This is a genomic window from Bradyrhizobium sp., assembly GCF_035309285.1.
Taxonomy (GTDB): domain Bacteria; phylum Pseudomonadota; class Alphaproteobacteria; order Rhizobiales; family Xanthobacteraceae; genus Bradyrhizobium.
The window spans coordinates 38,437-63,922 of record NZ_DATGFH010000094.1; the positions used below are offsets into that span (position 1 = coordinate 38,437).

A 25,486-nucleotide genomic window follows, 5' to 3' on the forward strand; every position below is an offset into this window, starting at 1 on the left:
CATCTTCACGTCTCGCTTGTTGCCTCGAGACTTTCCGCAATGCAGCGCGCCCGGCATTGATCTGGCTCAAGACAGCCATTGCGGCGCCAACGCGCCGGCACGCTGCGTTCGCTCGGCGTGACCAGCGCGGAGCGGTCGCCGCAATTGCCCGATGTGCCGGCGATCGGCGAAACCGTGAAGGGCTATGAGGCGAGCGCGCTGTTCGACATGGGCGCGCCGGCCAAGACGCCGAAGGACATCATCGACAAGCTCAACGCCGAGGTCAACGCGGTGCTGGCGGAGCCCACCATCAAGAAGCAGTTCGAGGACCTCGGTGGCGCGCCCCTGATCGAAACACCTGAGGCGTTCGGCGCCGAGATCGCCGCCGAAACCGGGAAGTGGAAGAAGGTCGTCGAATTCGCCGGCCTCAAGGTAGAGTGAACTGCCGAACTGCCTTGCACGTTGTATGATCGCGACAGAGCGATAAGCGCCATGCGGCGCGAAGGAGACGTTCATGCGAAAACTAGTATTGGCAAGTTTGGCGGTGGCCGCGGCCGGTGCGGCGACGTTGGCGACGTCCGCGCCGGCGGCGGCCTATGTTACCCCTGGTGCGTGCAGGGCAGGGGCGTCGGTTATCCCGGCGACTGCTCTTACACGAGCTATAAACAGTGCATGGCGAGCGCTTCCGGGCGCTACGCCTATTGCGGCGTGAACCCGTACGTGGCGTTCGGCGCGCAAGGGTCACCACAGCCGCGGGGTCGCCACTACTATCACCACCATTACTATTATCGCTGACAGGGTTTTTGTTCCTGGCGACGTGAAGCGACCCATCTGATCGGGCGGGTCGGTTTGCCTTGGCCGGCGCGCTCTCGACCGCCGGTTTTCAGCACGCACGATTTTGTGTTCGACTGGCTTGCTTGACATGCCGCTGCCTTCGCTTATACTAAACCACATGGTTAAGTATCGGGACCAGACGCTCGACCGCACCTTTGCGGCGCTTTCCGATCCGACGCGGCGCGCGCTGCTGGCGCGGCTGGGGGAGCAGGAAAGCCTGTCGGTGAGCGAGCTGGCGCAACCCTTTGCGATGTCGCTGCCCGCGATCATGAAGCATCTCGACGTGCTGTCGGATGCCGGCCTGATCGCGCGGGAGAAGACCGGCCGCACGGTGGCCTGCCGGCTCACCGCCCAGCCGATGGAGCAGGCGATGAACTGGCTCAATCGCTACGCACGCTTCTGGTCCGAGAATCTCGACCGCCTTGCTGCTTTTGTGGAGGAAGATCCATGGCCCAACCAGCAACTGCCCCCAAGCTCGCCGAGCGTCCCAGCCTCGCCCTCACACGCCGGATCCGCGCGCGGCCGGAAAAAGTCTACGCCGCCTGGACCGAGCCGCAAAACCTAGTGCGGTGGTTCGGGCCGGCTTCGGCGAAGCCCGGCACCCTGCACGCCGATCTCGATGTCCGTGTCGGCGGGCGCTACCGCATCCAGTTCGAGAAGAACGACGGCGAATATTGCGAGGTCGGCGGCCTCTATCGCGATGTCGTGCCGAACGAGCGGCTGCAATTCACCTGGGCGTGGCATTCGACGCCGGAGCGCGAATCGCTGGTGACGATCGAGTTCAAGCTCGAAGCCGGCGGCACGCTCCTGGTCTTCAATCACGCGCAGTTCGTCGACGAGACCGCGCGCGACAACCACGCCCGCGGCTGGAATGAGCTGTTCGCCAAGCTGGATGAATTCGTTTCCTGATCTGTCATTCCGGGATGGTCCAAAGGACCAGACCCGGAATCTCGAGGTTCCGGGTTCGATGCTTCGCATCGCCCCGGAATGACGGTCCAAATAGCCAACGAGAGGAGCGTCAAATGCAACCGCACAAGATCGTTTCGAAGCAAGAATGGATCGAAGTCCGCAAGGCGCATATGGCGCGCGAGAAGGAACTGACGCGCGCCCGCGAGGCGCTCAACGAAGAGCGCCGCAACCTGCCCTGGGTCAAGGTCGATGAGAACTATGTGTTCGAAGGGCCGAATGGCAAGGTGACGCTTGGCGATCTGTTCAAGGGCCGGCCTCAGCTCGTCGTTCAGCATATTATGTTCGCTCCCGAATGGGACGCAGCGTGCAAGAGCTGCTCGTTCTGGGCCGACGGTTACGAGCGCCTGGTTCCGCATCTCGCGGCGCGCGACACCACCATGGTCGCGATCTCGCGCGCGCCCGTCGCCAAGCTCGATGCCTTCAAGAAGCGGATGGGCTGGACCTTCGACTGGGTCTCGTCGGGCGGCAACGACTTCAACGCCGATTACGGCGTCACCTACACGCGCGAGCAGATCGACAAGGGTGAAAAGAAATACAATTTCGGGACCACGCGGTTCTACGGCGAGGAGTTGCCGGGCATCAGCGTGTTCTACCGCGACGAAGCCGGAAACATCTTCCACACCTATTCCTGCTACGCGCGCGGCCTCGACATGATGAACGCCGCCTACCACTACCTCGACCTGACGCCGCTCGGCCGCCACGAGGAGGGTCTGCCCTATCCGATGGACTGGGTGCGCCTGCGCGACCAGTATCAGCCGGAAGCGAGCAAGGCGGGCTGTTGCGATAGTTGATTACATAAGGGTGGGTTAGCCGAAGAAGGCGTAACTCACCTCTTCTGCTGCCGCGGATAGAGAAGAGGTGGGTTACGCTTCGCTAACCCACCCTACGATCTGCATCACCGCCGCGCGGTCTCCGCCGGCTCGCTGGCCTTGCAGGAGATCAGCAGCGTATAGGCGCGCGCGCTGCCTGCGATGTCGGCGGTCTTGAGCTCGGTGCCGGGGGCTGCGGTTTCGTAAGCGACAACGCTGTTGTCGAGGAAATCTCGGAGCGCGCCGGTCTTGATCGCGAAATTGATGTTTTCCGGGATCGAGCCGGTGTAGCGGGCGATCTTCAGCGCGTCCAGTTTCCCGGAGACCACGCCGACGACATCACCCGAGGTGTCGAACAGCGGTCCGCCGCTGTTGCCGGGCTGCACTGCGGCGCTGATCTGCAGGAAGCGCGTGTCGTTCAGCATCCCGCTCAGCGAGCTCACGATGCCGGTCGTCACCGTGAAATCCGACGTCAGGAGACCATGATAGAGATAGCCGATCGCGACCACCGAATCGCCGGAATGCATCGCGCGATCACGGATCCTGACGTGCGCCTTGAACGATTCCGCAGGGCCCTGCAGCAGCGCGAGGTCGTTGAATTCATCGCTGTTGACCACTCGCAAGGTAGCGGCAGCCTCGCCGGTGAGATTGCCCTTGATATCGCCGATGCAGCCGTCGATCACATGATGATTGGTGACGATATGCCCGCTGGCCGAGACGACAAAGCCGGTGCCGGTCTGGGTGCCGGTCCTGGCTGATTTGGCGCTCGGGGTCTCGGCCTTCGCCGCGACGACCTTCGGCACCGTGAACTCGCCCGCACTCTTGATGCCGCCGGCCTTGACCGTGCGGACGCATTGGGCGAGCACCGCGAGCAGCGGCCCCGTCGAGGTCAGGTTGAAATTCAGCACCGTCCCGCCCGACACCGCGACCATCAGGCTCGCCTTCTGGAACGCGTGCGCGACGTTCGGCGGCAGGATCGCGGTCGCCATGATCCCGGAGGTGGCGGTCGCAAACAACCTTGCTTGCGTCTGCCCGTCAAAGGTGACGTCGATCGGAACCGAGGCGCCCTTGTTCAGGTGAAAGGCGGGGCTCGCAAAGCCGAGCAGCCATGAATTGCTGACGTTCTGGCCGACGACGAGAATGACGCCGTTGCCATAGCTTGCAGTCGCCCCGCAATGCGAGAAGGCGCCGTTGCTGTCGTTGGTGAAAGCGCCGCCCGTCCAGTTGCCGACATGAATATTGCCGTAGGGCCCGGCGGCGTTGGCGACCGACGTGATCGCCATCTGCACAAGACATGCAAGAAACAACAGTTTACGCATACGACAGCCCCCAGCCAACAGCCCAGAGACATTCTACGTGAACGCCTTGGCTTAAGGCAACCGGGGGTAGTCCGGCGTGTTCCATGTGCCGCACGGCACTTGCGCCGGCGCTCCGGTTCTGTATACTTTGCGGTACAAAGTGACTTGGGCGTCAGGGGACTTAAACCGCGTGCAGACCGAAGAGATGCGCGATCTCGACAAGGCGTTGGCCGACATCATCGCCATTCGCAGCCAGCTTGCCGCCGGCACTGCGTTTGCCGGATACGGACCGGCGGCGATTTTTGCGACCGCCTTCGTCGCACTGATCACGGCGGGCGCACAATATGCCTGGCTCGACGATCCGACGCATCATCCCCTTGCATTTCTGTTTGGTTGGGCAATTGCGGCCGGGCTCTCCGCCCTGATGATCTTCACAGAAATGGTGGCGCGATCGCGGCGGCGGCATCATTCGGGCCTTGCGGATGCCATGATCCACCAGGCCGTCGAGCAGTTCCTGCCCTCGGCGGTGGCCGGCGTGTTGCTCGCCTTCGTGCTCTGGAAATTTGCCGCCGAATCACTGTGGCTGCTGCCGGGACTGTGGCAGGTGCTGGTCTCGCTCGGCGTGTTCGCCTCGGTCCGCACGCTGCCGCGCAGTGTCGCGCTCGCCGGCGCCTGGTATTTCGTCGCGGGCTTCACTGTGCTTCTGATCGCGAGCCAGACGCATGAACTGTCGCCCTGGACGATGGGCCTGCCATTCGTGATCGGGCAGTCGCTGATGGCGACCATCATCTATTTTGCCTCCGGAGTGAGTGATGTCGAAGGCTGAGACGAGCAGCGCGCCGTTCTCCTATGTCGGCCTCGACCGCGTGATCCATGAGAAGGCGCGGCTTGGCCTGTTGACTTCGCTGATGGCTCATCCCAAGGGGCTCGCCTTTGCCGACCTCAAGCAGCTTTGCGGCCTGACCGACGGCAATCTCAGCCGTCACCTGCAGGTACTGCAGGAAGCCGGCCTCGTCGAAGTGATCAAGGGCTATGAGGGCAACCGGCCGCACACCTCCTGCCGCCTCACCAGGATCGGCCGCCGCCGCTTTCTCGACTATCTCGCCGTGCTGGAAGGACTCGTGCGCGACGCCGCAAGGGCCGCCGGCAAGGAAGGCTCGCCGCTCGGCCGGCTCGGCATCCTGCCGACCTGACCGTTTCCCTTTTTTTGCTCCGGAGCTTTGCAATGCAAAGTAACTCTCGACTGGCCGCGAAACTCCATGTCGGCATCATCATGGACGGCAATGGACGATGGGCGACGCGGCGCGGCCTGTCGCGCCTGCGCGGCCATGAGGCCGGCGTCGAGGCGATCCGCCGCGTGGTGGAGGCCGCGCCCGATCAGGGCGTCGGCACGCTGACGCTCTATGCCTTCTCCACCGACAATTGGCGCCGGCCGAAAGCGGAAGTCGCAGCGCTGATGGCGCTCTTGCGCTTCTATCTCGCCAATGAGGTCGAAAGCCTCGCCAAGAACGGCGTCCGCCTCAAGGTGATCGGCCGCCGCGATCGCCTGCCCGACGGCATTGCCGCGTCGATCGCGCGGGCGGAGGAGGCGACCGCGCGCGGCGAGACGCTCAACCTGCGCATCGCCGTCGACTATTCCTCGCGCGATGCGATCCTCAACGCCGCGGCGAAGCTCGCCGGCATCACCGAGCCGACGCGGGAATTGTTCTCGCAGCTCGTCACCGGCGAAGCAGGCCTGCGCGACGTCGATCTCATCATTCGCACCAGCGGCGAGAAGCGACTCTCCGACTTCCTGCTCTGGGAAGGCGCCTATGCCGAGCTCTATTTCACCGAGCGGATGTGGCCGGAGTTCGACGCCGACAATCTCGCGGCGGCGCTGGCTTCATTCCATCGCCGCGAACGCCGCTTCGGCGGCCTGGCATCGCCACCGCTCGAGCCCGTGCCGAGCCTCTGAGGCCGTTCGCGGTCTTTCCGCGAATCGGGGAATCATCTATCGCTGATTGCATGGCCACGCCGACCATGCCCTGATGAACCGTCAGCAAAGCCCAGCCGACGCGCCGCCCAGCGCTGCGACCAGTCCGCGCAAGGATACGCCGGCCGCCTGGTTCGAGACCGGGCTTCGTCTGATGCAGGCGGGGCAACTTGCCGAAGCTGAGCAATGCGGACGAAGCGCGCTCGCGCTCGATCAGGGGCATGCCGATTCGCTGCATCTGATGGGCATGCTCTGCATCGCCGCCAAGCAATACGATCTCGCCATCGAGTGGTTTGCGATGGCGATCCGGCAGAACCCCGACGTCGCCGATTACTTCTGCAATCTCGGCCTGGCGCTGCAGCGCAAGGACCGCCTCGATGAGGCGATCCGGTGCTTTGACCGCGCGCTCACGCTCAACTCCGACCAGCCCGAGATCTGGTTCCGGATGGGCGAACTGCTGCAGCAGCAGAAGCGTCTGGACGAAGCGATCCTGAGCTTCGATCAGGCGCTCAAGGTGAAGCCTGATTATCGCGAGGCGGCGAATGCCAGCGGGCTGCTCTATTTCGAGACCAAGCGATACGAGGCGGCGATCGCCCGCTTCACCACCTCGGCGGACATCGATCCGACCCAGGCGGGAGCGTATAATTTCGTCAGCCGCTGCCAATGGCCGCTGCGGCGCTTCGACGAAGCGCTTGCCAATGGCCACAAGGCCCATGATCTCGCCCCCGACAGTCCGGAGATAGCCAAGAATATCGGGCTGATCCTGCAGAAGCTCGATCGGCAGGAGGAGGCGATGGTCTGGTTCGACCGCGCGCTGGCATTGCGGCCGGATTTTCCGCCCGCGTTGAACGATCGCGCGACCACGCTGTTCGCGCTGCGCCGGATCGACGAGGCCTTCGCCGATCTTGCCCGCGCTATCGCGCTTGATCCGGAATGCGCCGATTACCGCTGGAACCGGGCGCTGCTGCAGCTTCTGATCGGACAATTCGATGAGGGCTGGCAAGGGCGGGAGTGGGGACGGAAATGCGCGCTGGTCGGCTTCGTCGACCGGAAATTCGAGAAGCCGCATTGGTTCGGCGAGATGCCGATCGCAGGCAAGACCATCCTGCTGCACAGCGACGAGGGGCTCGGCGATACCATCCAATATTCGCGCTATGCGGCCAAGGTCGCAGAACTCGGTGCGCGGGTCGTGCTCGAGGTCGAGGCGCCGCTGCATCCACTCCTGACCGGCATGGAGGGCGTGTCGCTGTGCCTGCCAAAGATCAAGGGCGTCGCGCTTCCCGATTTCGATCTGCACTGCCCGCTGTCGGGACTGCCGCTCGCGTTCAGGACCCGACTCGACACCATTCCCGCCAAACGCGCCTATCTGCCGCCGCTGCCGGAGGCGCGCGTGCGGGAATGGCAGGCGCGGCTCGGCGCGCATGACCGGTTGCGCGTGGGGCTGGTCTGGTCCGGCAATCCCCTGCACGGCAATGATCGCAACCGATCGACCACGCTACAGGCGATGTCGGCGATCCTCAATCCTGGCGCGCGTTTCTACAGCCTGCAGAAAGACCCGCGGCCCGAAGACAAGGTAACGCTGCGTGAGCGAACAGACATCTTTGACCTGACCGAGCATCTCTCGGATTTCGTCGACACCGCCGCACTGATCTCCGGCCTCGACCTCGTTATCACCGTCGACACCAGCGTCGCGCATCTTTCCGCAGCGCAGGGATGCCCGACCTGGATTCTCTTGCCCCATACGCCCGATTATCGTTGGCTGCTCGATCGCGACGACAGCCCCTGGTATCCGACCGCGCGCCTGTTCCGGCAAGACGAGGCCCGCGACTACGCCAAGGTGTTTTCGCGCGTGCGCGAGGAGTTGGAGGGGATGATCGCGGTGTTCGGGCGTTAGGTTGGATATTCTCGTCAGCGGCCTATCCGCGGATTCGCTTCACCTCTCCCGCTAGCGGGGGAGGTCGCATCGCATCGAATGATGCGATGCGGGTGGGGGAAGCTCTCTCCACACGGACGCTGTGCATTGCGGCGGCACCCCCACCCCAACCCTCCCCCGCAAGCGGGAGAGGGAGCACCGTCCCCGTGCGGCGCTGATTGGCCTGATCTCACGTCAGGTCAGAAGCAAAGCCATGCCCGGATCACCTTTCTCCATCGCGCGGCGGTAGGCCGGGCGTGCGCCGATGCGCGCGAGATACTTCAAAATGTTGGGGCGGCGCCCGAGGTCATAGGGCTGGAAGTAACGCATGGTCGTGAGCGAAAAGCCCGTCATGATGTCGGCGGCGGTGAACTCCTTGCCGGCAAGATAGTCGGCTTCGCGCGTGCGCGCCTCGATGAGATCGAAGGCGCGATCGACGCGGGCTTTGGTCGCGATCAGCATCGGATTGTCGGGGGTGAGCTTCAGCCGGTTCAGGATCATCAGCCGTCCCATGCTGGCCTGCAGTGTGCCGTTGGCGAAATGAAACCAGTAAAGGAACTGTGCGAAATCCGGATGGCTCGCGGGTAGCGCAAGCCGCCCGTCGCCATATTTGGCGATGATGTATTCGACGATCGCGCCGGACTCGGCGAGCACGAGATCGCCGTCGGTGATGACCGGCGCCGACCCGATCGGATGCAGCGCCTTGTAGTCCGCTGGCGCGAGCATGGTCTTCGGATCACGCACCGTGTGCTTCAGCTCATAGGGAATGCCCAGTTCCTCGCAGAGCCAGACGATGCGTTCCGATTGCGACTTGCCGAGATGATGGACGGTGAGCATGGCGGACTCCGCTCGTACTTTGCTGGTTAAGGAACCTCCCATGATGCCGCGTGGCGAGGGCGGCCTCAAGGGTTCGGAAACCACACGTGCGTCGGGTCCTGGCTGCCTCCTGGCCGCTAACCAATTCGAAAACGGTTGCCGCCAAAGTCGCTGCAACACAACGGGGACAGTTACGGGGAAGACCAATGTTGATGAACGGGGAAGCCATTCTGGAGAACGTGCGCCGCTATCGCGCGATCGCATCATTGCACCGGCAGACCGCCGCCTTCCGTCCGCTCCAGCGCTGGTCGCTGCTGGACCAGGCCGAGCACTGGGAGCACATGGCAATCGCCGAGCTCGAGGCCTATTTCGAGGTCCGCGACCGCTACGCTGTTAAGACCTATCATTGAGAGGAGACCGCGCGGGTCCATGGGCCCGTGCGATGCCGTTAAGCAATCGTGAATACCGGACTGTCCGTCACGTCCGCTTATCCGGAGACGATTGGCGCTTCCCTCTGCGGCGGGCTTCGACCTCCTCGATCTCCGGCTCGATCGAGCCGAGGCTTGAGTAAATCTGGGCGAGCAGGGTTTTCAGATCCGAAACGCCGTTTTTCGGAAAGCCGCGGATCGCGACCTCCTCGAAATGCATCGCGATCGGGATCAGCTCCTCGACCAGCGCCTTGCCCTTTGCGGTCAGGTTGATCGCAACGGTGCGGGCGTTGTCCTCGAGCCGCTTGCGTGAGACCAGCCCCTTCCGTTTCATGGTGCCGATCAGCCGCGACGCCGTCGAGATCTCGATCGAGGTCATGTCCGCGAGGTCGCCGAGCCGCTGATCGCCTTGCTCCCAGAGCGCGGCCATCACCCGGTACATCGGCAGCGTGACGTCGTAGCCGGCGATGCGGCGCGAGAACAATTCACCCATCCGGACGCCGACCCGGTTGAGCTGATAGGGCAGGGAGTCTGTCAATCGGTACAAGTGCTTGCCGCCTGTCTCGTCGCAATTGTTGCACGCCGACACTAGCCGATTTGCCCGGCTCGCCCCAAGCAGAAAGTTGCATTTGCAAATTTCTGCTTGACTTTTATTTGCAAATGCAACTATTGTAATGGAAAGTTATAAATCGGGGGGAAGGAGCGGTCGATGTCGGCGACATCCGAGGGTCCGGGAGCGTCCTTCAGGCTCGCGATGCGGCGCTTTCCCGCCGCGGTGTCGGTCATCACTTCGGCCGACCAAAGCCGCCGTCACGGCATGACGGCGACCGCGGTTACCTCGCTTTCATTGAACCCCCCGTCGCTGATCGCCTGCATCAACCGCACGACGCTGCTTCACGACATCATGCAGGTCGGCCGGCATTTTTGCGTAAACGTGCTGCGCCGCGACCAGGCCGAGCTGTCTTCCGCTTTCAGTGGCGCGATCCCGCCCGAGGCGCGCTTTAGCCTCGGGACATGGCTCACCTCGACCAATGGTGTGAGCTATCTGGCGGAAGCGCAGGCCAATATCTTCTGCAGGAGGGTTGCCGCCGTGCCCTACGGCACTCACACGATCTTCATCGGCGAGGCGGAAGCCGTGAACGTCCATGATCCGATCGAGCCCCTGATCTACCAGGACTCCAAATATTGCTTCTCTGTCGCGCATGAGACTGCCGCGCCGGGCGGCACCTGCATGCGCGCAGCGTCAACCATTAACCAGCGGGGACCGACATGGCTCTGGCGGCACAATTGAATCACCGGATCCGGCGCGAGCAGCCGCGCCCCGAGCTGAACGAGTTGAAGGCGCGGCTCGCGGGCGTTCAGCCGGAGATTGCCGGTCGCGCGGGCGCGACCGAGAAGGCCTATCGTGTGCCCGTGGAGAATATCGCGGCGCTACGCGCCATCGGCTATTTCGACATCGTCAAGCCTCAGGCCTTCGGCGGCTATGAGCACGATTTCGACGTGTTGGTCGATTTGAATATCGAGCTTGCCAAATCCTGCGCGTCGACGGCATGGGTTGCGGGGCTATTGGCCGCGCACCAATGGTTGATCGCGAGCTTCCCGGAACAGGCGCAGCGCGACGTCTGGGACGCCGATCCCGCGGCTGTCGCCTGCGGTTCCTATGCGCCCGCCGCCAAGGCGACCCGCTCCGAGGGCGGTTACCGCTTGAGCGGGCGATGGTCGTTTGCGAGCGGCTGCGACAACGCGCAATGGGCGCTATGCGCCGCGCTGCTGCCGCCGGAAACGGAAGGCGGCCCGTTGACGCCGGCCTTCCTGCTGGTGCCCGCCTCCGACTTCCGCATCGACGATACCTGGCATGTGGTCGGACTTGCCGGCACCGGCAGCAAGACTCTCGTGCTCGATGACGTGTTTGTCCCTGCGCACCGGGTGCTCGGCTTTGCAGAAACGACGAGCGGACGGACGCCGGGTGCGGCGCTGTACGCGCAAAATCCCGCCTTTTCGATTCCAATGTTGTGCAACATCCCGTCCTGCCTCGCTTCGACCGCGGTCGGCGCTGCGGCGGGCGCGCTGGACGACTATCTGGCGCGAACGTCCAAGCGCGTAACGCGTGGGGCGGTCGCCGGCCACAACAACAAAATGGCGGAGTTTCCGACCATCCAGCTCCGCGTCGCCGAGGCCGCGGCATCGACCGACGCTGCGCGCGAGGTGCTGCTGCGCGACCTGCGCGAAAGGGCGGCGGCTGTGCGTTCAGGCCGGACGGTCAGCATTGAGGACAGAATCACGAGCCGGCGAGGGCAGGCTTTCTCGGTGAGCCTTGCCCTGCGCGCGGTGGAAGCCCTGAACGCCTCGACCGGCGGCGCAGGGCTTGATCTCGCCAATCCCGTGCAGCGCGCTTGGCGCGACGCCAACGCCGTCGGCCGGCACATCAGCATGAACTGGGATGCCGTCGGCACCATGTATGGTCAGTTGGCGCTCGGGCTCGCGCCGCAGGGCCAATATTGATCAACGAGGACATGTTCGGGAGGACGCCATGCTGGGTAAGATCGCACTCGAGGAGCATTTTGCGATTGCCGACACTCTGACGGATTCGGCGGGCTTCGTGCCGGAGAGCTATTGGCCCGAATTGAAAAGCCGCCTGCTCGACATCCAGGACCGGCGCCTCGCCGAGATGGACAAGCACGGGATCGAGATGATGATCCTGTCGCTCAACGCGCCGGCCGTGCAGGCAATCCCGGAGACAGCGCGCGCCGACGAGATCGCGCGCCGCGCCAACGATTATCTCGCCGAGCAGGTCGCCAAGCGTCCTTCGCGTTTCCAGGCCTTTGCCGCGCTGCCCATGCAGGATCCCGAGCTCGCCGTCGCCGAGCTCGAGCGCTGCGTGACGACGCTCGGCTTCCGCGGCGCGCTGGTCAACGGCTTCTCGCAAATCGCCGATGGCAAGACGCCGGTTTATTATGACCTGCCGCAATACCGTCCATTCTGGGCGAGCGTCGAGCGCCTCGGCATTCCCTTCTATCTGCATCCGCGCAATCCGCTGCCGGAGGATTCGCGGATCTATGACGGGCACCCATGGCTGCTCGGACCGACCTGGGCTTTCGGGCAGGAAACCGCTGTCCACGCGCTGCGCCTGATCGGGTCGGGCCTGTTCGATGAACATCCAAGGCTCGAGATCATCCTCGGCCATATGGGCGAGGGATTGCCCTACAGCATGTGGCGCATCGATCATCGCAACGCCTGGGTCAAGGCGCCGCATAAGCACAAGGCGAAGCGGAAGATCCGCGATTATTTCAACGAGAATTTCCACCTGACGACCTCGGGGAATTTCCGCACGCAGACGCTGATCGACGCGATTCTCGAGATCGGCGCCGACCGCATCCTGTTCTCGGTCGACTGGCCGTTCGAGAACGTCGATCACGCCGCCGACTGGTTCAACAGCGCGAGCATCAGCGAGACGGATCGCGTCAAGATCGGCCGGCAGAACGCTGCAAAGCTGTTCAAGCTGAATATGCCGGCGGCCGCGCGAGGGCGGATCAATCAGGCCGCGGAATAAGCGGTCGTCAGCAAATCAAACAAATCACATGGGAGGGGCGAGATGGCAGATCACGGGATTGACGTTCACGAGGAGCTGGCAAGCGCGACTGTCAGCGGATTCCATCGGCGGCTTGGGCTCGTCATGGGATTGCTCACCCTGTTCGACGGCTACGACACCTTCAATCCCGCCTATGTCATCCACTATGTGGCGGGACCCTGGGGACTGAAGGGCAGCCAGGCGGGCCTGTTGATCTCGAGCGGCCTGGTCGGCTTCCTTGTCGGGTCCGCCGTCCACGGCCTGATCGCCGATCGCATGGGCCGGCGCGGCACACTCCTGGGCGGACTCTGGATCACGAGCATCTTTACGCTCCTAACCGCGCTCTTCGCCAATTCTTTCGCCTCGTTCTGCGGCTTGCGTCTTCTCACCGGCCTCGGGCTCGGCGTGCTGCTGCCGCTCGCCACGACCTATATCAACGAACTCGCGCCGCGGCGGGCCGCCAACACCTATGCGCTGTGGGGCGTGGCGCTGGGCTGGGCGCTCGGCGGCACCATCGCTGGTCTCGTCGGCGTGTTCGCAACGCCCGCGTTCGGCTGGAAGGCGCTCTACTGGGTTGGAGCGATGTCCTTCCTGTTGCTTCCGTTCCTGCACGTCCAGCTTCCGGAGTCGCCGAAATACCTCGTGCTCCGCAACAGGTCCGACGAGATCCGCGCCCTGCTTGGCAAACTGCGTCCCGACCGTGCGGCACTCTACGCCGCTGCCAGCTTCTCGAAGGTGCAGCAGCATCCCTCAGCCAATCCGGCTGCCGTGCTGCTGACGGCGAAATATCGGCGCACGACACTTGCGATCTGGCTGTCGGCGTTCCTTAGCCTGTTCTGCATCTTCGGTCTCACCGGCTGGATTCCGACCGTGATGATGCAGAGGGGCGAGACGTTCTCGGCAAGCTTCGGCTTCGGCGCGGTGATGCAGATCATGTCCTTTCTCGGCGCGCTCCTGCTCGGGCGTCTGATCGACCGGCTCGGCTCCAGCCGCGGACTGATTGCGGCCTGGTGGGTGGCCGGCGGATTGAGCGTGCTGGCGCTGGTTGCGTTCAACACGCATGTTCTCAACGTGACCGCCGTCGCGCTCGCCGGCTTCTGCATCATCGGTGCGCAATTCGTGCTGAACAATTTCACCGCCAATTCGTACGAGACCAGCGTGCGGGCCACGGCGGTGGGGATGGAATTATCGATCGCGCGGGTCGGCGCCATCCTGGGTCCGCTGGTCGCAGGCAGCCTGCAGCAGATCTATCGAAGCCCGACGCCGATGTTTGTCTCGATCGGCCTCTCCGCGATTGTCGCCGGTGCGATTATCCTGCTGGCGGAGCAACCTGCCGCCGAGCGGGCGGGTGCAACGGGCGCCGCCGGCGCGTTGCGAGAGGCGGTTCGGCCTGCGCCTTGAGGAAGTCGGAGAGCGGTCGTCCGATCGCTTCCCGCTGATCGGAGATGTTGCGGTCGCGCAGTAAGCGACGCGACGATAGGGAGCAGCGGAGACATTGATCCTGTTCCGATCCTGTTCTGATCATTCGCATGCGAGACCTTCGTCAGACGCATAGACGGATGCGCCGCCGAGTTCCGGATCGTCAAGGTTCCGAAGCGTTGGACAAGCGCTGAAAATGCGAGGCCGGAGGAACGGGTTTCCCGCGCCATCGTTTTCCGGTGAAGAGCAGCGCGAGTTCGGGACAGCGGCGTTGCTCGTCGCTCGATCGGGCCAGGCGGGCACGAGGAGACTCAGCGACGATATCCTCGTAGATGTCGCTAATGGCACGGACGAGACCATGGGCGCAGGCGCGGGTGACGCGAGCGCAACGGTTCGATCACCGATGCGAATCTATTGCGCCGAGAACACCACCCAGCGAAAGCAAAAGCACTGGAGGAATTTCTCTTATGGAGAGCAAAACTGTGAAAGGCAGGTTCCTGCTAACGACAGCCGTGCTGTTGGCCGGTGTCAGCGTGGCGTCAGCGCAAGGTATGCGCGAGGGCGGCGGAATGGGTGGAGGAGGTGGCAGCGAACGCGGCACCTCTGCGGCTCCGTCAGCAGGTCACGCGGGAGGCCAGATGTCGCCAGGCATGTCTGGTGGTCACCGCGGCGAACCGTCGCAAACCGTCGGCCGAGGCGAAGGCCCAAGAGAGGGAGCGAGAGGAGGAGCGCGACCTGAAGGCCCAAGCGAGCGGCAGATGGGCCGGGGTCAGCCCGAGCACGGGCAGGCCCAGAAAGGTCAGACCATAGGACAAAGCCCGCGTGCCACCGAGCAGGCTCGTCCATCGGAAGCCGGGAAAGCGCCTTCCGTCGCTCCAACGCGCAAGAGTGAGCAGGAGCAAAAGGGCCGCCCCAGCACTCCGACGAAGGGTCAGACCACCGGCCAGGCAACGCAGAAGCAGCAGAAGCAGGCGCCCAACCAGCCGCAGCAGACCCAGTCGCAGCCGCAAAATCGGCCCGGCGCCTCGACGAAAGGTCAAACCACCGGGCAGGCGACGCCGAAGCAGGCGCCTAATCAGGCGCAGCAGACGCAGCCGCAACCACAAAATCGGGCCGGCACCACGACACAGGGCCAGAGCACGACGAGCGGTGCTGCGACACAGAGTCAGACGAATACAGCCCAAAGCCGGACTCAGGGGACTGTTGCTCAAAGCCTGTCGGGTCGCACGACCGTAACCGCGCAACAGCAAACCAGGATTCAGCAATCGGTGTTGTCTGCCAGCAATGTGCCGCGGGTTAACATCAACAACATCAACTTCACGATCAATACCGGCGTAGTGGTGCCGTCGCGATTCCGAGTCGTGGCGGTCTCGACCTTCCCGGTGCTGATCGACGAGTTCCCGGCCTACCGCGACGACAGCTTCTTTGTCGTGGAGGACGAGATCATCATCGTCGATCGATCGCACCGGGTGGTCGACGTTATCCCGGCCGGGCCGCGAACTCACTTCGCCCGACGCGCTGTCGGTAACGAGAGCTTCGCGGCGCTCAATCTGGGCCCCGACGAGATCCGGGTGGTGCAGCAGACTCTGATCGAAAGGGGCTTGCTCAGCGGTGAGGCGGACGGAGTATTTGGTGACCGGACGCGTGAAGCGCTGATCACGTTCCAGCGACAGCAGGGTCTGCAGACGAGCGGCTCTATCGATACCCGTACAGTTGCCGCGCTTGGACTGTCGAACAAGATCAGCCAAAGCGCTACCCAGAGCGGACCGTCCACGGTCGGTCAGGGCGGAAATCAGAACCAGCAATCCACGGTCGGCCAAGGTGGCCAAAGCGGCCAAACCGGGATGCAACAGCAACAGCCGTCCGGCTCGCAGACCACGACTGGGCAGGCGCCGAGCGGCCAACAGCCGAGCGCACAGACGCCGCAGAACAACCAGTCGACGACCGGGCAGGCGGGTCAGGGCACAGCTCCGGTACCGGCTCAGCCGAGCACGACCGGGCAGGCCCCGCCTTCGGGCCACGGCAACATGCCGGCGCCCGCTCAAAAGCCCGGCGGCAAATAAGATCTGGCAAGAAATAAGTCCGCAAGATTGAAAGGCCCCGCTCCGGCGGGGCTTTTCCTGTTCAGGCCAAAGGCGGATCGTACGCTTTGATCGGTGGAATGTTGCGCTTGAAGGGTTCCGCCTGAACCGTCGTCAATTGACCTGTACAACCCTGCGCGAGCGCGGACGTGCCAATATCGCGCGTCAGGACGTTCGGATTGCCATGGACGCACATCGGCATCTCCTCCTCGGCATCCTCAGGGTCGTACCAGGCACCGGTCGGAAGCTGAACGACGCCCGGCCTGATGTCTTCCGTCAGCCGCACGGCGGCGAGGCATGACCCGCGCGCGTTATGGAGCCGAACAATGTCGCCGTCGGCAATGCCGCGCGCCATTGCGTCCTTCGGATGCATGCGCGCGACCTCGCGGCCGCGATGCTTTGCTGCGGCGCTATGGGCGCCGAAATCGAGTTGACTGTGCAGGCGTGTCGTCGGCTGATTGGCGATCAGGTGCAGTGGCGCTGCGCGCGTCGGTGCTTCGCTTGGAACGAGCCAGGCCGGATGACCTGGGCAGTCCGGCTCATTGAAGCCGGCGATTGTCGATGAGTAGATCTCGATCCGGCCGCTCGGTGTCCTGAGCGGCGCTCCATCGGGGTCGTTGCGAAACGCCCGCAGCAGGCCGCCATCGTCCATTTTCTGTGGCACGTCGAGCCCCTCGCCATTCCAGAATTCGTCGAAGCTCGGAGCCGCCAGGCCATGTGACACAAGGCCTGCGCGCGTAGGCTCATAGAGAAACTCAAGCCATTGGCGCACGGTGCGCCCCTCGGTGAAAGCCTGCCGCGCGCCGAGCCGCTCGGCGAGCTCGGAGAAGATCGCATAGTCGTCGCGGGCTTCGCCGAATGGCTTCGCCACAGGACGCATGGGAACCACCAACGGATCGTTGGACGACGCACCGATATCGGAACGCTCCAGCGTCATCGTGCAGGGCAGCACCACATCCGCATGGCGGGCGGTGGCGGTCCAGCCAAGTTCGTGCACCACAAGCGTGTCGAGCCTGGCGAAGGCGCGCCGCAGCCGATTGAGATCCTGGTGATGGTGGAATGGATTGCCGCCGGCCCAATAGACGAGGCGAATCTCGGGATAGGACAGCGTCCGTCCGTTGTAGCGATATTGGCTGCCGGGATTGAGCAGCATGTCGGCGATGCGTGCAACGGGAATGAATTCCCTGACGCCATTTCGGCCCTGCGGCAGCGTCGGCATCGGGACGTCGTTGGTCCGACGACCGTAGTAGGCGATTGCACCAAGCGAGTAGGCATATCCCCCACCGGGCAGGCCGATCTGCCCGAGCGCTGCCGCAAGCACCGCCCCCATCCATACGGGTTGCTCGCCATGCTCGGCACGCTGCAGCGAATGCGAAACCACAACAAGCGCGCGTCGGCCGTGCAGGCGGCGCGCCAGCGCACGAATCGCGTTGGCCTCCATGCCGACGATGGGCGCCGCCCATTCGGCATCCTTTGCCTGGCCGTCCGCTGCTCCCATCAGATAACGTTCGAACTCCGGCCAGCCCACGGTATAACGGTCGATAAACGCGCGATCATGCAGGCCTTCTGCGACCAGCGCATGGACAATCGCCAGCATCAACGCGGTGTCGGTTCCGGGAATGCAACTGATCCAGTCGGCGCCTGCCTCTTCCGGCAAATCGGCCCGCAACGGGCTGACGAGAATGAACTCGCATCCGCGGCGCCGCGCACGGCGCATGGCGCCTCGCTCAATGTGCTTGCTCACGCTGCCGCCGGCGACCATGCTGTTCTTCAGCGCCATGCCTCCGAAGGCGATCACGACGTCTGTGTGCTCTGCGATCCGCTCCCAGGTGACGTTCCGCTTGGTCAGATCCTCATAGTCTCCGAGAATATGCGGTACGATAACCGACGACGCGCCTGAGCTATACGTATTGACGGACTTTACGTATCCGCCGAGCGCCGTGTTGAGAAAACGGTGGACTTGACTTTGAGCGTGGTGAAAGCGCCCGGCGCTCGACCAGCCATAAGATCCACCGAAGATGGCAGTCGGACCGAATTGATCGCGAACACGCGCCAGTTCCCTGCCGAGTAGGTCCAAGGCCTCGTCCCACGGCACCGCCACGAATTCGTCGCGGCCTCGACGCTCATCCGGCCCCGCGCCTCGCTCCAGCCAGCCGCGGCGTATCATCGGGCGAGCCACGCGCGCCCGGTGGTTCAGCGCATCCGTGAAGTTTTCGATCAGTCGATTGGGATCGGGGTCCTTCTCATAAGGGCGCACGTCCAGACGACCGTCGCTCACGCGTGCGGAGAACACGCCCCAATGGGACGTGTGCGGACGGAATTGTGTCCCAGAGAGAACGTCGTCATCAATCATCGTTGGTTTCCGTCAAGAATCCCGAGAAATGCAACCAATCCGTCCGCGTCGTCGAAGCTGCTTTGCACGATATACTGGCCCTGAGATCTCCTGCAAAGAGACGCCCGGTCCTTGTGAGGACTGGTGATCTTGGGCTGCGCCTCTGGCTGACATAGTTCAATCGCTCTTGGTTGCAAGCAAGCCTTGAAAGGGAGATGAAAGGCCGCAAGACTCCGGACCCATGCCCGAGTTTGATATCCGAAGGGCATTGGAACGCGAGTGAGCCTCGCCGTCCGGGTAACCGCATGTGGTCACCGGCCTGAAACGGTGGCTATCCGTCCAGCATTGACAAGACGATGCGAGCCAGATCGGCAGTCAGCTTCACCAATCGGTCTGCGCCTGCCGCTTCAAGTTCATCCCGGCTGCCATATCCCCAAAGCACGCCAAGACCGCGCATATTGACCGCGTGAGCGCCGACGATGTCGTGCCGGCGGTCCCCCACCATAAGACTGTGCGAAGCATCTATATCTTGTTCAGACAGGATATGGGCGAGCAGCGCGGGCTTATGGTCCAGCTTGCCGTCTGGCACCGAGCCATAGATGCCGTCGAAGTAAGCTGCCAGCTTCAGGTTCTCCAGGATGCGTCGAGCAAAGACTTCACGCTTCGATGTGGCCAGGTAGATCCGCAATCCAGCTCGCCGCATGTCTTGAAGCGCGTCGCTGATTCCGGGGTAAGGCTCGCTTCCGAGCAGGCCGCTTTCGCCGTAGTGCTGACGATAGGCCACCACAGCTTCGCCGATCCGGTCGTCTCCGTGCGCTTGCAGCAAAGCCTGCAGCACGTCTTCGAGTGGCGGCCCGATGGCGCGTTTGACATCGAGCGCTTCGTCGGGGTCGTGTCCGAGTGCACGCAGTGCAGCCAAGCAGCTTGCGACAATGCCTGGCTGCGAGTCGACTAACGTTCCGTCGAGGTCCAGGAGTACAGAGCGGACTGGGGACATGCTCGAACATAGCGGCGGACATAGCGCGTAGAAAAGGCCCGCAATCTGGACAAGGCCCAAAATCTGAATCAGGCGCGACCCATGCGGGTTATGCCTCGTTCAGAGCCTGCGCAAGATCTGCGATAAGATCAGAACTGTGCTCGATGCCGATCGACAGCCGGATCGTGGAGTCGAGAACGCCTATCTTCTGACGGATGTCGGCCGGAACGCCGGAATGCGTCATTGTTGCAGGATGGCTGGCAAGCGACTCCGTGCCACCAAGGCTCACCGCCAGCTTGAAGATTTGCAGCGCGTTCAGGAATCTGAATGCTGCGCTCTGACCGCCGACGATGTCGAACGAAAAAGTCGAGCCCGCGCCGTCGCATTGCTTTGCGAACACACGGCCGGCGCGGGATACGTCGTCGTGGTGAGCAAGGTAATGGACCTTTGCCACTTTGGGGTGGTCACGCAGGTAATCCGCCACGACCTGCGCATTTCGGTCGCCTTTTTCCATGCGCAGGCCAAGTGTCTCGAGCGACCGGCTGATCATCCAGCATGAGTGCGGGTCCAGTTGGGTGCCGATGGCCCCTCGCAACGCTTTTATGCTTTTCATGAGGGCTTTCGAGCCGAGCGCGGCGCCCGCGATCAGGTCGGAATGACCGCCGACATATTTGGTCAGCGAATACAACGACAGATCCGCGCCATGTTCGATCGGCCGCTGAAACACCGGCCCCAGCAATGTGTTGTCGCAGGCAACGATCGGCGAGTGTCCCTGCGTCCTGCCGACCATGTCCGCGATGCGCCGGACCATCGCGATATCGACAAGGCCGTTGGTGGGATTTGCCGGGGTTTCGATAAAGATCATCGCAATCCGGCCTTTGCGCATGGCTTCCTCTGCCGCCAGCCTGACTGCGGCTTCGTCGAGACCATCGGCAAAGCCCACGGCGGCGATGGAGAGGCCCGCAAGCGTCTTTGCAAACAAGGTTTCAGTGCCGCCATAGAGCGGTTGTGAATGCAAGATCACGTCGCCGGGTCGCGCAAACGCCAGGACAGTGGTCGCAATCGCGGCCATGCCGGATGAGAACAGCGCGCAATTCTCGGTGCGCTCATAGACAGAGAGCCTGTCCTCGACAATCTCGCTGTTGGGATGATTGAACCGCGAGTAGACCAGGCCTGCACCCATCCCTTCGGGAGGCTCTCGTCGGCCCGAGACAAAATCGAAGAAGTCCTTTCCATCTTCGGCGGTCCTGAACACAAAGGTCGACGTCAGGAAGACCGGTGGTTTGACGGCTCCTTCCGACAGTTGCGGATCGTAGCCGTAGTTCAGCATCAGCGTTTCGGGATGCAGCGCGTGATTGCCGATGTGGGTCTTGGACGGAAACGGTTTCACCATGGCCTGTCTCGCTGGGTCCAGAGGGGCGTCGGAGCCGGCGTACCAATGCCGGCTTAGGGTCTTCGCCCGAATATAGGACGTTCGCGACGGCTGCGCGCGACCACCACGATGAAACGCGATGGTCTCTGCGACCGCGCCCGGTATTGCGTTTCGAGCGACCAAGCCGCTACGCCTTGCCGGTTCTGAGCGCCCGGAACGCGTCAACGCACCCCGAAAGAGCAAGCCGATGGCAAAATTCTCGGCACCCACAGAGGGCATCGCGATCACTCACTTCATCGTCTCAAGGGATGTTGAGCGCTCGCGGCGCTTTTACGTCGAGGACTGTTGGCGCAAGCGTTGTTGCCGCTGCGCGCCCGGGCCAAAATAGCGTGCTCCAGCGCACGCTGGTCGCTGTCCGAAGTCCAAAAAACGAGGGGTTCGGAGTGCTCAGTCTTGCAGCCGAAATGGCGCGCCCTTCGGAATAAAACCGCGAACTCGTATGTAATTGAAATTATTATATTATTTTAGACAACGCATTCCTTGCCTGGGCGAAAGCGAGCTTCGGTTCGCCGGCATGCTGCGGTCGCCGCCAGTTCAACTGCATCCCACTCCTCCTGAAAGATGCCGGTAGAATTCCGCGCACTCATAGCGGCCAAGCGGTGGTCGAGGAAGGCGTCCTCGATATCCGCGGCCCCGAACCGGCCGGATGCAGGCGGACGTATAGAGTTCGTTAACACGGCAGCCCTAGCTTTTAGACACATGGGCAAACCCCCGAAATGCTGCCGGATCATCGATGAGAGATGAAGCAGGCCATGCTGCCACGGCTCTGTCGGACGAGGTTCGCGTCCGCCTCTATGATCAGGCCTTGAATGCCGCTCGCATCGGCGCCTGGGAATGTGAACTCGAGACGGAGCGCCTGACCTGGACTCCGGGCGTCTACGACATCTTCGGCTATCCGATGGGCAACCCGCTGCGGCGCGCGAGCATCGTCGATCTCTATATCGACGAGTCGCGGCGCAACATGGAACTCGCTCGTGCCGAGGTGATCCGGAGCGGTCGCGCGGTAACGCTCGATGCCGAGATCAGAACTTGGCGCGGCGAAAGGCGCTGGATGCGCCTCTCGATCAACAGGGCGGGAGAGTGCGGACGGCCGGCGCGGATCTTCGGCTCCAAACAGGACATCACCTCCGACCGACAAGCGATGGAGAGCCTGCGGCAGCAAGCCGAAACCGATCCGCTCACTGGGCTCGCCAATCGCTACGTTTTTCAGGCCCGTTATCGCGAGGTCGTGGGCGACAGCCTGAATCACGGCTTCGCGTCGGCACTCGTTCTGATCGACCTCGATGGTTTCAAGGGCCTCAACGATACGTTCGGCCATCCGGCCGGAGACGCATGCCTGTGCGAAGTCGCGCGGCGTCTGCAGCGGGCCTTCCATAATGCCGGCCTGGTCAGCCGGCTCGGCGGCGACGAATTTGGGATCATCCTGCACGCTCCGACAAACCCTGCCCGGATCGCACACGTGCTGCAGCAGACCGTCATGATGTTGAGCCGACCGCTTTTCTGGAACGGTCTTCGCATCGAGGTCAGTGCCTCGATCGGAGCTGCTCTCGTCGGCCGCCCGCATCGCCGGCGGATCACCGAATTGTTCGCGGAAGCCGACGTCGCGCTCTATGATGCGAAGGCCGCCGGCCGCAACAAGGTTCATCTGTTCGGCGACGAGGGGCATAGCCAGGCGGCTTAGAGCAGGTTGCGGAGAACGCTGGAGGAGCGTCGTTGTGTACGCTTCGTCCTTCGGTATTCAGTCCCGAGGGGACGAGTACTAAGACTGTTGGCCGAAGCCCCATCTGCGATCACGGGCCCGCGCCTACGGCGATGGCGGGAGTACGCCAATAAGCAGCCCTATTTGCCGCGATCAGGATTCTTCTCCTATGGGCCAGATTCGGTCCTCATAATGCGCAGGCGCAGACGGCCGGTCTTCCTCCGGGATCGGGAAGACACGGCGTGCGGAGCAGTTGCCCGGCCCATGCGTTATTTCGACCTGGCGGCTAACGTAGTGGGCCCTCCGGGGCGAGGCCACTAGGCGCGCTTGCCACGCTTCGGCGTTTGGCACTGTTTGTTGCAGTCGGCATCGAGCCGCTTGCAGCGATTCCTTTATGCGGCTCGCCATGGCGTCAACCGCGGAATCCAGCGCGGCACATTAGTCCGAAAGCTCTCGTACTCTGTGCCGAATGTTTGCTTGAGCGTCGGTTCTTCGATCATCACCACCCAGACATGAAAAAAAAGCCAGAGTAGCGCGCCGTACCAGAGGAGACGCCAGTCACCAAACAAAAGGGCCTGACCAAAAATGACTGCGACGACCGCGATGTAGATCGGATTTCGCACGTAGCGATAAAGGCCAGTCACTACGAGCTTTTGTGTCGGCGCGATCGGGGCGGGTGTCCCCAGCCCCTCCAGCGCAAAACGGGCAAATGAATCCACAACTCCGGGCACTCCGACGATGATCAATATACCGCCGAGGATGCGGGTTAGATCGACGCCGAAAAAGCTGGCCGAAATTCCCACTGCGTGACCCACCAGGGGACGAAGCCTGCCAGCATCAACGGCGCAATGACGAAGAACAGAGCGGAGCCCAAGACGGCAATTGCTTTCGACATTGCGTGCTCCCCACGACCCGACAAGAATAGGTTAGCAAATCACTTTCTGCTACGAGCATTGAACGCGGCCCCACAATTAGTTGTCCCGGCCGTCGAGTTCTCTTCACCTCGCTCCTTCCCGTTCCTGTCGCAATGTTAATGCAGCCATGTCCGGTCAGCGCGTTCAGCGGTTGAATTGCGACGGCCTTGCGAAAGCGTCTCGACCAGGCCCACTGTCCAGCACATCGGGCATCCGCGTAGCGCGACGAGGGCGGCAACGCCCGCGCCCAAGGATAGCCAAGGGTGCGCGGTCTGGTGGACGATGGCCCAAGCGAGTAGCGCCGCCGCAGCTGCGCCGCGCATCAGGTGTGCGCCCAGGAAGGTGCTCCCGAACATGCCGACTCCACGAAAGTAATTCATGTGCTCTCTCGTCCGCTGTCCTTTGTGCCGAGCAGGTATTCGCGCACCAGTGCGCGGGCGCGGCGCAGGCGGCTTTTGGCCGCTTCGCGCGTCACGCCGAGCCGCCCGGCGATTTCCCAAATCGTCAGATCTTCGAGATCCCGCAGCAGCAGCACTTCGCGATGGGACGGCGAAAGCGACTCGATCGCATTGACCAGGTCGACGCGCAACTCGTCCGGCGGGATCTTTGCGAGCTCGCGTGACTCTTCCAGGCTGGCGAGCTCCTCGACTCCGCGCATCAGCATCAGCGCCGGCAGCATGCAAAGCCGCGCGATGACGGTCACCAGCCAGCCGGCGAGTGCGGCTGGACTGCGGATCGTGCCCACGCGCCGGTACACGACGATGAGTGCTTCTTGCACCACATCTTCGATAATCGAGGTGCGGTAGCAAAGGCGCCGGGCGTAGCGTCGAATGTCCGGCTGCAGCGCCACCAATAGCTGTGTCAGCGCGTGCCGGTCACCCGACTGTGCCGCGAGCAAGAGATCGCCTGATACGCGCGCCAAGGAAGTCACCCCTTCAGTGGCTCGCGCCCGGCGATGGCGCAGGCAGGACAATACCCGAACAGGCCGGTGACCAGCGTCACGACACCCGCGCCGCTGAGCAGGAGCCCGAGCGGCGAAGCGTGCAGCGCAACCACGCCGCAGATGAGCATCAAGCCCCCGCCCGTCAGCCTGGCCGCGCGCTCCCACCCGCCAACGTTCTTCCTATACCACATGGTTCTGTGCTCCGGTTCGTGACGCGCCGCTATGGCGCATTCACCCAGACAAGGGCGCAAACCCGGCGCCGGGGTCGCGGCACAAAAAATAATTTGAGGGGGTGGTAGCTTCAGCAGGCTGGCATGGGCGTCGGGCGCGGGCCTGGGCCGCTGAGGAGCGCCGGCATCGGGCCGCCGGGGTGTGGACATCCGGATAAAGCCGGGCCAGCCGCTCGCGTATATTCGGCGGGCCCAATGCGCATCTCGATCAGCGTGGAACCTGCTCGCGTTCTGCTTGTCCTGGTTTTTGTCCGGTGGCGGTTTGGCGAAGGATAGCGCAGGACCGGCGAGGCGCAGACTACCGACCGCTTGATAGCAGGATAAAGGCGCAAGGTGGCGCCGCGGTCGGTCACGAGATTCCAGAAGCCTGGCGCACGTTACTGCTTTGCCCGCACCTTGCAAGAATCTGAGTTCTCCTTTGCGCTCAAGGAGTCAGCGCAATGTGTCGATGGCACCGATCCCAACTTAGCGTCCTGGTGTGCTGATCGGAACGATGTCCCGCCGTCAGCGCTTGGCAAGCCGCTGCCGGATCAGCCGGCGCCAATCAAGGCTCGCGCTGCGCGCGCCCGGCTCCGTCGGCTGGCGGCCTTGACCGGCACCGGCTGGCCCGGCGTTCGATGGTCATGCGCTGATGGCTCAGCGGGAGCGCAATGCGCTCGTCCCGTTACGAGGCACGGCATCGCGGCGGACAAATTTGCGCCGTTCTCCTGAAAGACTCTGCGCGCCACAGAGGCGTAACCGTCCGGTGAGGGCCGCGGGATAATCGCGTGGGGCGATGGTCCGATCAGGCAGCGGACTCGACGGGGGTCTTCTTCCATTCCCAGGGCAGCAGCTCAGTGAGCCGGCCTTGTGGCGTGCCGGCGATGCGAGCGAGC

General features: G+C 63.2%; 24 protein-coding genes and 1 pseudogene. 16 read left to right on the forward strand and 9 right to left on the reverse strand.

Annotation, left to right across the window (positions count from 1 at the left end; all coding sequences use genetic code 11):
* Positions 1-90: 90 nt before the first annotated feature.
* From VKR55_RS18825 to VKR55_RS18845, 5 genes and pseudogenes are all read left to right on the forward strand, one after another.
* Positions 91-420: pseudogene (locus tag VKR55_RS18825) on the forward strand (tripartite tricarboxylate transporter substrate-binding protein); the annotation flags it as partial.
* 51 nt (positions 421-471) lie between these two features.
* Positions 472-774 carry a DUF3551 domain-containing protein gene (locus VKR55_RS18830; protein WP_324405573.1) on the forward strand — a complete coding sequence of 101 codons (303 nt, stop codon included), beginning with the start codon at positions 472-474 and terminating at the stop codon, positions 772-774.
* Between the two features lie 157 nt (positions 775-931).
* A complete protein-coding gene (locus VKR55_RS18835; protein WP_324405574.1) occupies positions 932-1,378 on the forward strand; it encodes an ArsR/SmtB family transcription factor in 447 nt (148 codons plus the stop codon).
* The gene (locus VKR55_RS18840) at positions 1,261-1,722 is read left to right on the forward strand and encodes an SRPBCC family protein (protein WP_324405576.1); all 462 of its coding nucleotides are present in this window, start codon (positions 1,261-1,263) and stop codon (positions 1,720-1,722) included. Before VKR55_RS18835 ends, VKR55_RS18840 begins: the two co-directional genes overlap by 118 nt.
* Before the next feature lie 113 nt (positions 1,723-1,835).
* On the forward strand, positions 1,836-2,573 hold the full coding sequence (locus VKR55_RS18845) for a DUF899 domain-containing protein (RefSeq protein WP_324405577.1): 738 nt from the start codon (positions 1,836-1,838) through the stop codon (positions 2,571-2,573).
* 104 nt (positions 2,574-2,677) lie between these two features.
* Here VKR55_RS18845 and VKR55_RS18850 read toward each other — a convergent pair whose 3' ends face one another.
* Positions 2,678-3,910, reverse strand: coding sequence for a S1C family serine protease (locus tag VKR55_RS18850; RefSeq protein ID WP_324405579.1), 1,233 nt, complete (start codon positions 3,908-3,910; stop codon positions 2,678-2,680).
* Between the two features lie 184 nt (positions 3,911-4,094).
* Between VKR55_RS18850 and VKR55_RS18855 the strand changes: the two genes are divergently transcribed.
* From VKR55_RS18855 to VKR55_RS18870, 4 genes are all read left to right on the forward strand, one after another.
* A complete protein-coding gene (locus VKR55_RS18855; RefSeq protein WP_324405607.1) occupies positions 4,095-4,715 on the forward strand; it encodes a hypothetical protein in 621 nt (206 codons plus the stop codon).
* The gene (locus tag VKR55_RS18860; RefSeq protein ID WP_324405581.1) at positions 4,702-5,082 is read left to right on the forward strand and encodes a transcriptional regulator; all 381 of its coding nucleotides are present in this window, start codon (positions 4,702-4,704) and stop codon (positions 5,080-5,082) included. Before VKR55_RS18855 ends, VKR55_RS18860 begins: the two co-directional genes overlap by 14 nt.
* A 32-nt stretch (positions 5,083-5,114) precedes the next feature.
* Positions 5,115-5,843: a di-trans,poly-cis-decaprenylcistransferase gene (locus VKR55_RS18865; RefSeq protein WP_324405582.1), complete on the forward strand. Its 729-nt coding sequence runs from the start codon at positions 5,115-5,117 to the stop codon at positions 5,841-5,843.
* Positions 5,844-5,916: 73 nt separating this feature from the next.
* Entirely contained in the window at positions 5,917-7,755 is a 1,839-nt protein-coding gene (locus VKR55_RS18870) for a tetratricopeptide repeat protein (RefSeq protein WP_324405584.1), read from the forward strand.
* Positions 7,756-7,968: 213 nt separating this feature from the next.
* Here the strand turns inward: VKR55_RS18870 and VKR55_RS18875 are convergent, their stop codons facing one another.
* Positions 7,969-8,610: a glutathione S-transferase family protein gene (locus VKR55_RS18875; protein ID WP_324405586.1), complete on the reverse strand. Its 642-nt coding sequence runs from the start codon at positions 8,608-8,610 to the stop codon at positions 7,969-7,971.
* Between the two features lie 191 nt (positions 8,611-8,801).
* Between VKR55_RS18875 and VKR55_RS18880 the strand changes: the two genes are divergently transcribed.
* Positions 8,802-8,999 carry a hypothetical protein gene (locus tag VKR55_RS18880; RefSeq protein WP_324405608.1) on the forward strand — a complete coding sequence of 66 codons (198 nt, stop codon included), beginning with the start codon at positions 8,802-8,804 and terminating at the stop codon, positions 8,997-8,999.
* Between the two features lie 67 nt (positions 9,000-9,066).
* On the opposite strand, the gene VKR55_RS18885 is transcribed toward VKR55_RS18880, so the two are convergent.
* Complete coding sequence (locus VKR55_RS18885; protein WP_324405588.1) at positions 9,067-9,564, reverse strand: MarR family winged helix-turn-helix transcriptional regulator; 498 nt, start codon at positions 9,562-9,564, stop codon at positions 9,067-9,069.
* Positions 9,565-9,726: 162 nt separating this feature from the next.
* Here VKR55_RS18885 and VKR55_RS18890 point away from each other — a divergent pair, with 162 nt between their 5' ends.
* The 5 genes from VKR55_RS18890 to VKR55_RS18910 all read left to right on the forward strand — a co-directional run bounded on the left by VKR55_RS18890 (position 9,727) and on the right by VKR55_RS18910 (position 16,067).
* Positions 9,727-10,308, forward strand: a complete 582-nt coding sequence (locus VKR55_RS18890) for a flavin reductase family protein (RefSeq protein WP_324405590.1) — start codon at positions 9,727-9,729, stop codon at positions 10,306-10,308.
* Positions 10,287-11,519 carry an acyl-CoA dehydrogenase family protein gene (locus VKR55_RS18895; protein ID WP_324405591.1) on the forward strand — a complete coding sequence of 411 codons (1,233 nt, stop codon included), beginning with the start codon at positions 10,287-10,289 and terminating at the stop codon, positions 11,517-11,519. Before VKR55_RS18890 ends, VKR55_RS18895 begins: the two co-directional genes overlap by 22 nt.
* 28 nt (positions 11,520-11,547) lie before the next feature.
* Positions 11,548-12,567 (forward strand): amidohydrolase family protein, encoded by a 1,020-nt coding sequence (locus VKR55_RS18900; RefSeq protein ID WP_324405592.1) that lies wholly within the window; start codon positions 11,548-11,550, stop codon positions 12,565-12,567.
* A 42-nt stretch (positions 12,568-12,609) separates the two neighbouring features.
* A complete protein-coding gene (locus tag VKR55_RS18905) occupies positions 12,610-13,986 on the forward strand; it encodes an MFS transporter (protein ID WP_324405593.1) in 1,377 nt (458 codons plus the stop codon).
* A 776-nt stretch (positions 13,987-14,762) separates the two neighbouring features.
* Positions 14,763-16,067, forward strand: a complete 1,305-nt coding sequence (locus VKR55_RS18910; protein WP_324405595.1) for a peptidoglycan-binding domain-containing protein — start codon at positions 14,763-14,765, stop codon at positions 16,065-16,067.
* 61 nt (positions 16,068-16,128) lie between these two features.
* Here the strand turns inward: VKR55_RS18910 and VKR55_RS18915 are convergent, their stop codons facing one another.
* From VKR55_RS18915 to VKR55_RS18925, 3 genes are all read right to left on the reverse strand, one after another.
* A complete protein-coding gene (locus VKR55_RS18915; protein ID WP_324405597.1) occupies positions 16,129-18,438 on the reverse strand; it encodes a molybdopterin guanine dinucleotide-containing S/N-oxide reductase in 2,310 nt (769 codons plus the stop codon).
* A gap of 310 nt (positions 18,439-18,748) precedes the next feature.
* Positions 18,749-19,414 (reverse strand): HAD hydrolase-like protein, encoded by a 666-nt coding sequence (locus VKR55_RS18920; protein ID WP_324405598.1) that lies wholly within the window; start codon positions 19,412-19,414, stop codon positions 18,749-18,751.
* 88 nt (positions 19,415-19,502) lie between these two features.
* A complete protein-coding gene (locus VKR55_RS18925; protein WP_324405609.1) occupies positions 19,503-20,786 on the reverse strand; it encodes a cystathionine gamma-synthase family protein in 1,284 nt (427 codons plus the stop codon).
* A 772-nt stretch (positions 20,787-21,558) separates the two neighbouring features.
* Here VKR55_RS18925 and VKR55_RS18930 point away from each other — a divergent pair.
* Positions 21,559-22,506, forward strand: coding sequence for a sensor domain-containing diguanylate cyclase (locus VKR55_RS18930; protein WP_324405600.1), 948 nt, complete (start codon positions 21,559-21,561; stop codon positions 22,504-22,506).
* Positions 22,507-22,916: 410 nt separating this feature from the next.
* Here VKR55_RS18930 and VKR55_RS18935 read toward each other — a convergent pair whose 3' ends face one another.
* From VKR55_RS18935 to VKR55_RS18945, 3 genes are all read right to left on the reverse strand, one after another.
* Entirely contained in the window at positions 22,917-23,327 is a 411-nt protein-coding gene (locus VKR55_RS18935) for a methyltransferase family protein (protein WP_324405601.1), read from the reverse strand.
* 487 nt (positions 23,328-23,814) lie between these two features.
* The gene (locus VKR55_RS18940) at positions 23,815-24,360 is read right to left on the reverse strand and encodes an RNA polymerase sigma factor (RefSeq protein ID WP_324405603.1); all 546 of its coding nucleotides are present in this window, start codon (positions 24,358-24,360) and stop codon (positions 23,815-23,817) included.
* Positions 24,361-24,365: 5 nt separating this feature from the next.
* Positions 24,366-24,572: a YgaP family membrane protein gene (locus VKR55_RS18945; protein WP_324405605.1), complete on the reverse strand. Its 207-nt coding sequence runs from the start codon at positions 24,570-24,572 to the stop codon at positions 24,366-24,368.
* Positions 24,573-25,486 lie beyond the last annotated feature (914 nt).

Coding starts and splice junctions, on each gene's coding strand:
- VKR55_RS18830 (WP_324405573.1), top strand. CDS start 472: ATGCGGCGCGAAGGAGACGTTCATGCGAAAACTAGTATTGGCAAGTTT.
- VKR55_RS18835 (WP_324405574.1), top strand. CDS start 932: ATGGTTAAGTATCGGGACCAGACGCTCGACCGCACCTTTGCGGCGCTT.
- VKR55_RS18840 (WP_324405576.1), top strand. CDS start 1,261: ATGGCCCAACCAGCAACTGCCCCCAAGCTCGCCGAGCGTCCCAGCCTC.
- VKR55_RS18845 (WP_324405577.1), top strand. CDS start 1,836: ATGCAACCGCACAAGATCGTTTCGAAGCAAGAATGGATCGAAGTCCGC.
- VKR55_RS18850 (WP_324405579.1), bottom strand. CDS start 3,910: ATGCGTAAACTGTTGTTTCTTGCATGTCTTGTGCAGATGGCGATCACG.
- VKR55_RS18855 (WP_324405607.1), top strand. CDS start 4,095: ATGCGCGATCTCGACAAGGCGTTGGCCGACATCATCGCCATTCGCAGC.
- VKR55_RS18860 (WP_324405581.1), top strand. CDS start 4,702: ATGTCGAAGGCTGAGACGAGCAGCGCGCCGTTCTCCTATGTCGGCCTC.
- VKR55_RS18865 (WP_324405582.1), top strand. CDS start 5,115: ATGCAAAGTAACTCTCGACTGGCCGCGAAACTCCATGTCGGCATCATC.
- VKR55_RS18870 (WP_324405584.1), top strand. CDS start 5,917: ATGAACCGTCAGCAAAGCCCAGCCGACGCGCCGCCCAGCGCTGCGACC.
- VKR55_RS18875 (WP_324405586.1), bottom strand. CDS start 8,610: ATGCTCACCGTCCATCATCTCGGCAAGTCGCAATCGGAACGCATCGTC.
- VKR55_RS18880 (WP_324405608.1), top strand. CDS start 8,802: ATGAACGGGGAAGCCATTCTGGAGAACGTGCGCCGCTATCGCGCGATC.
- VKR55_RS18890 (WP_324405590.1), top strand. CDS start 9,727: ATGTCGGCGACATCCGAGGGTCCGGGAGCGTCCTTCAGGCTCGCGATG.
- VKR55_RS18895 (WP_324405591.1), top strand. CDS start 10,287: ATGGCTCTGGCGGCACAATTGAATCACCGGATCCGGCGCGAGCAGCCG.
- VKR55_RS18900 (WP_324405592.1), top strand. CDS start 11,548: ATGCTGGGTAAGATCGCACTCGAGGAGCATTTTGCGATTGCCGACACT.
- VKR55_RS18905 (WP_324405593.1), top strand. CDS start 12,610: ATGGCAGATCACGGGATTGACGTTCACGAGGAGCTGGCAAGCGCGACT.
- VKR55_RS18910 (WP_324405595.1), top strand. CDS start 14,763: ATGGGCCGGGGTCAGCCCGAGCACGGGCAGGCCCAGAAAGGTCAGACC.
- VKR55_RS18915 (WP_324405597.1), bottom strand. CDS start 18,438: ATGATTGATGACGACGTTCTCTCTGGGACACAATTCCGTCCGCACACG.
- VKR55_RS18920 (WP_324405598.1), bottom strand. CDS start 19,414: ATGTCCCCAGTCCGCTCTGTACTCCTGGACCTCGACGGAACGTTAGTC.
- VKR55_RS18925 (WP_324405609.1), bottom strand. CDS start 20,786: ATGGTGAAACCGTTTCCGTCCAAGACCCACATCGGCAATCACGCGCTG.
- VKR55_RS18930 (WP_324405600.1), top strand. CDS start 21,559: ATGAGAGATGAAGCAGGCCATGCTGCCACGGCTCTGTCGGACGAGGTT.
- VKR55_RS18945 (WP_324405605.1), bottom strand. CDS start 24,572: ATGTGGTATAGGAAGAACGTTGGCGGGTGGGAGCGCGCGGCCAGGCTG.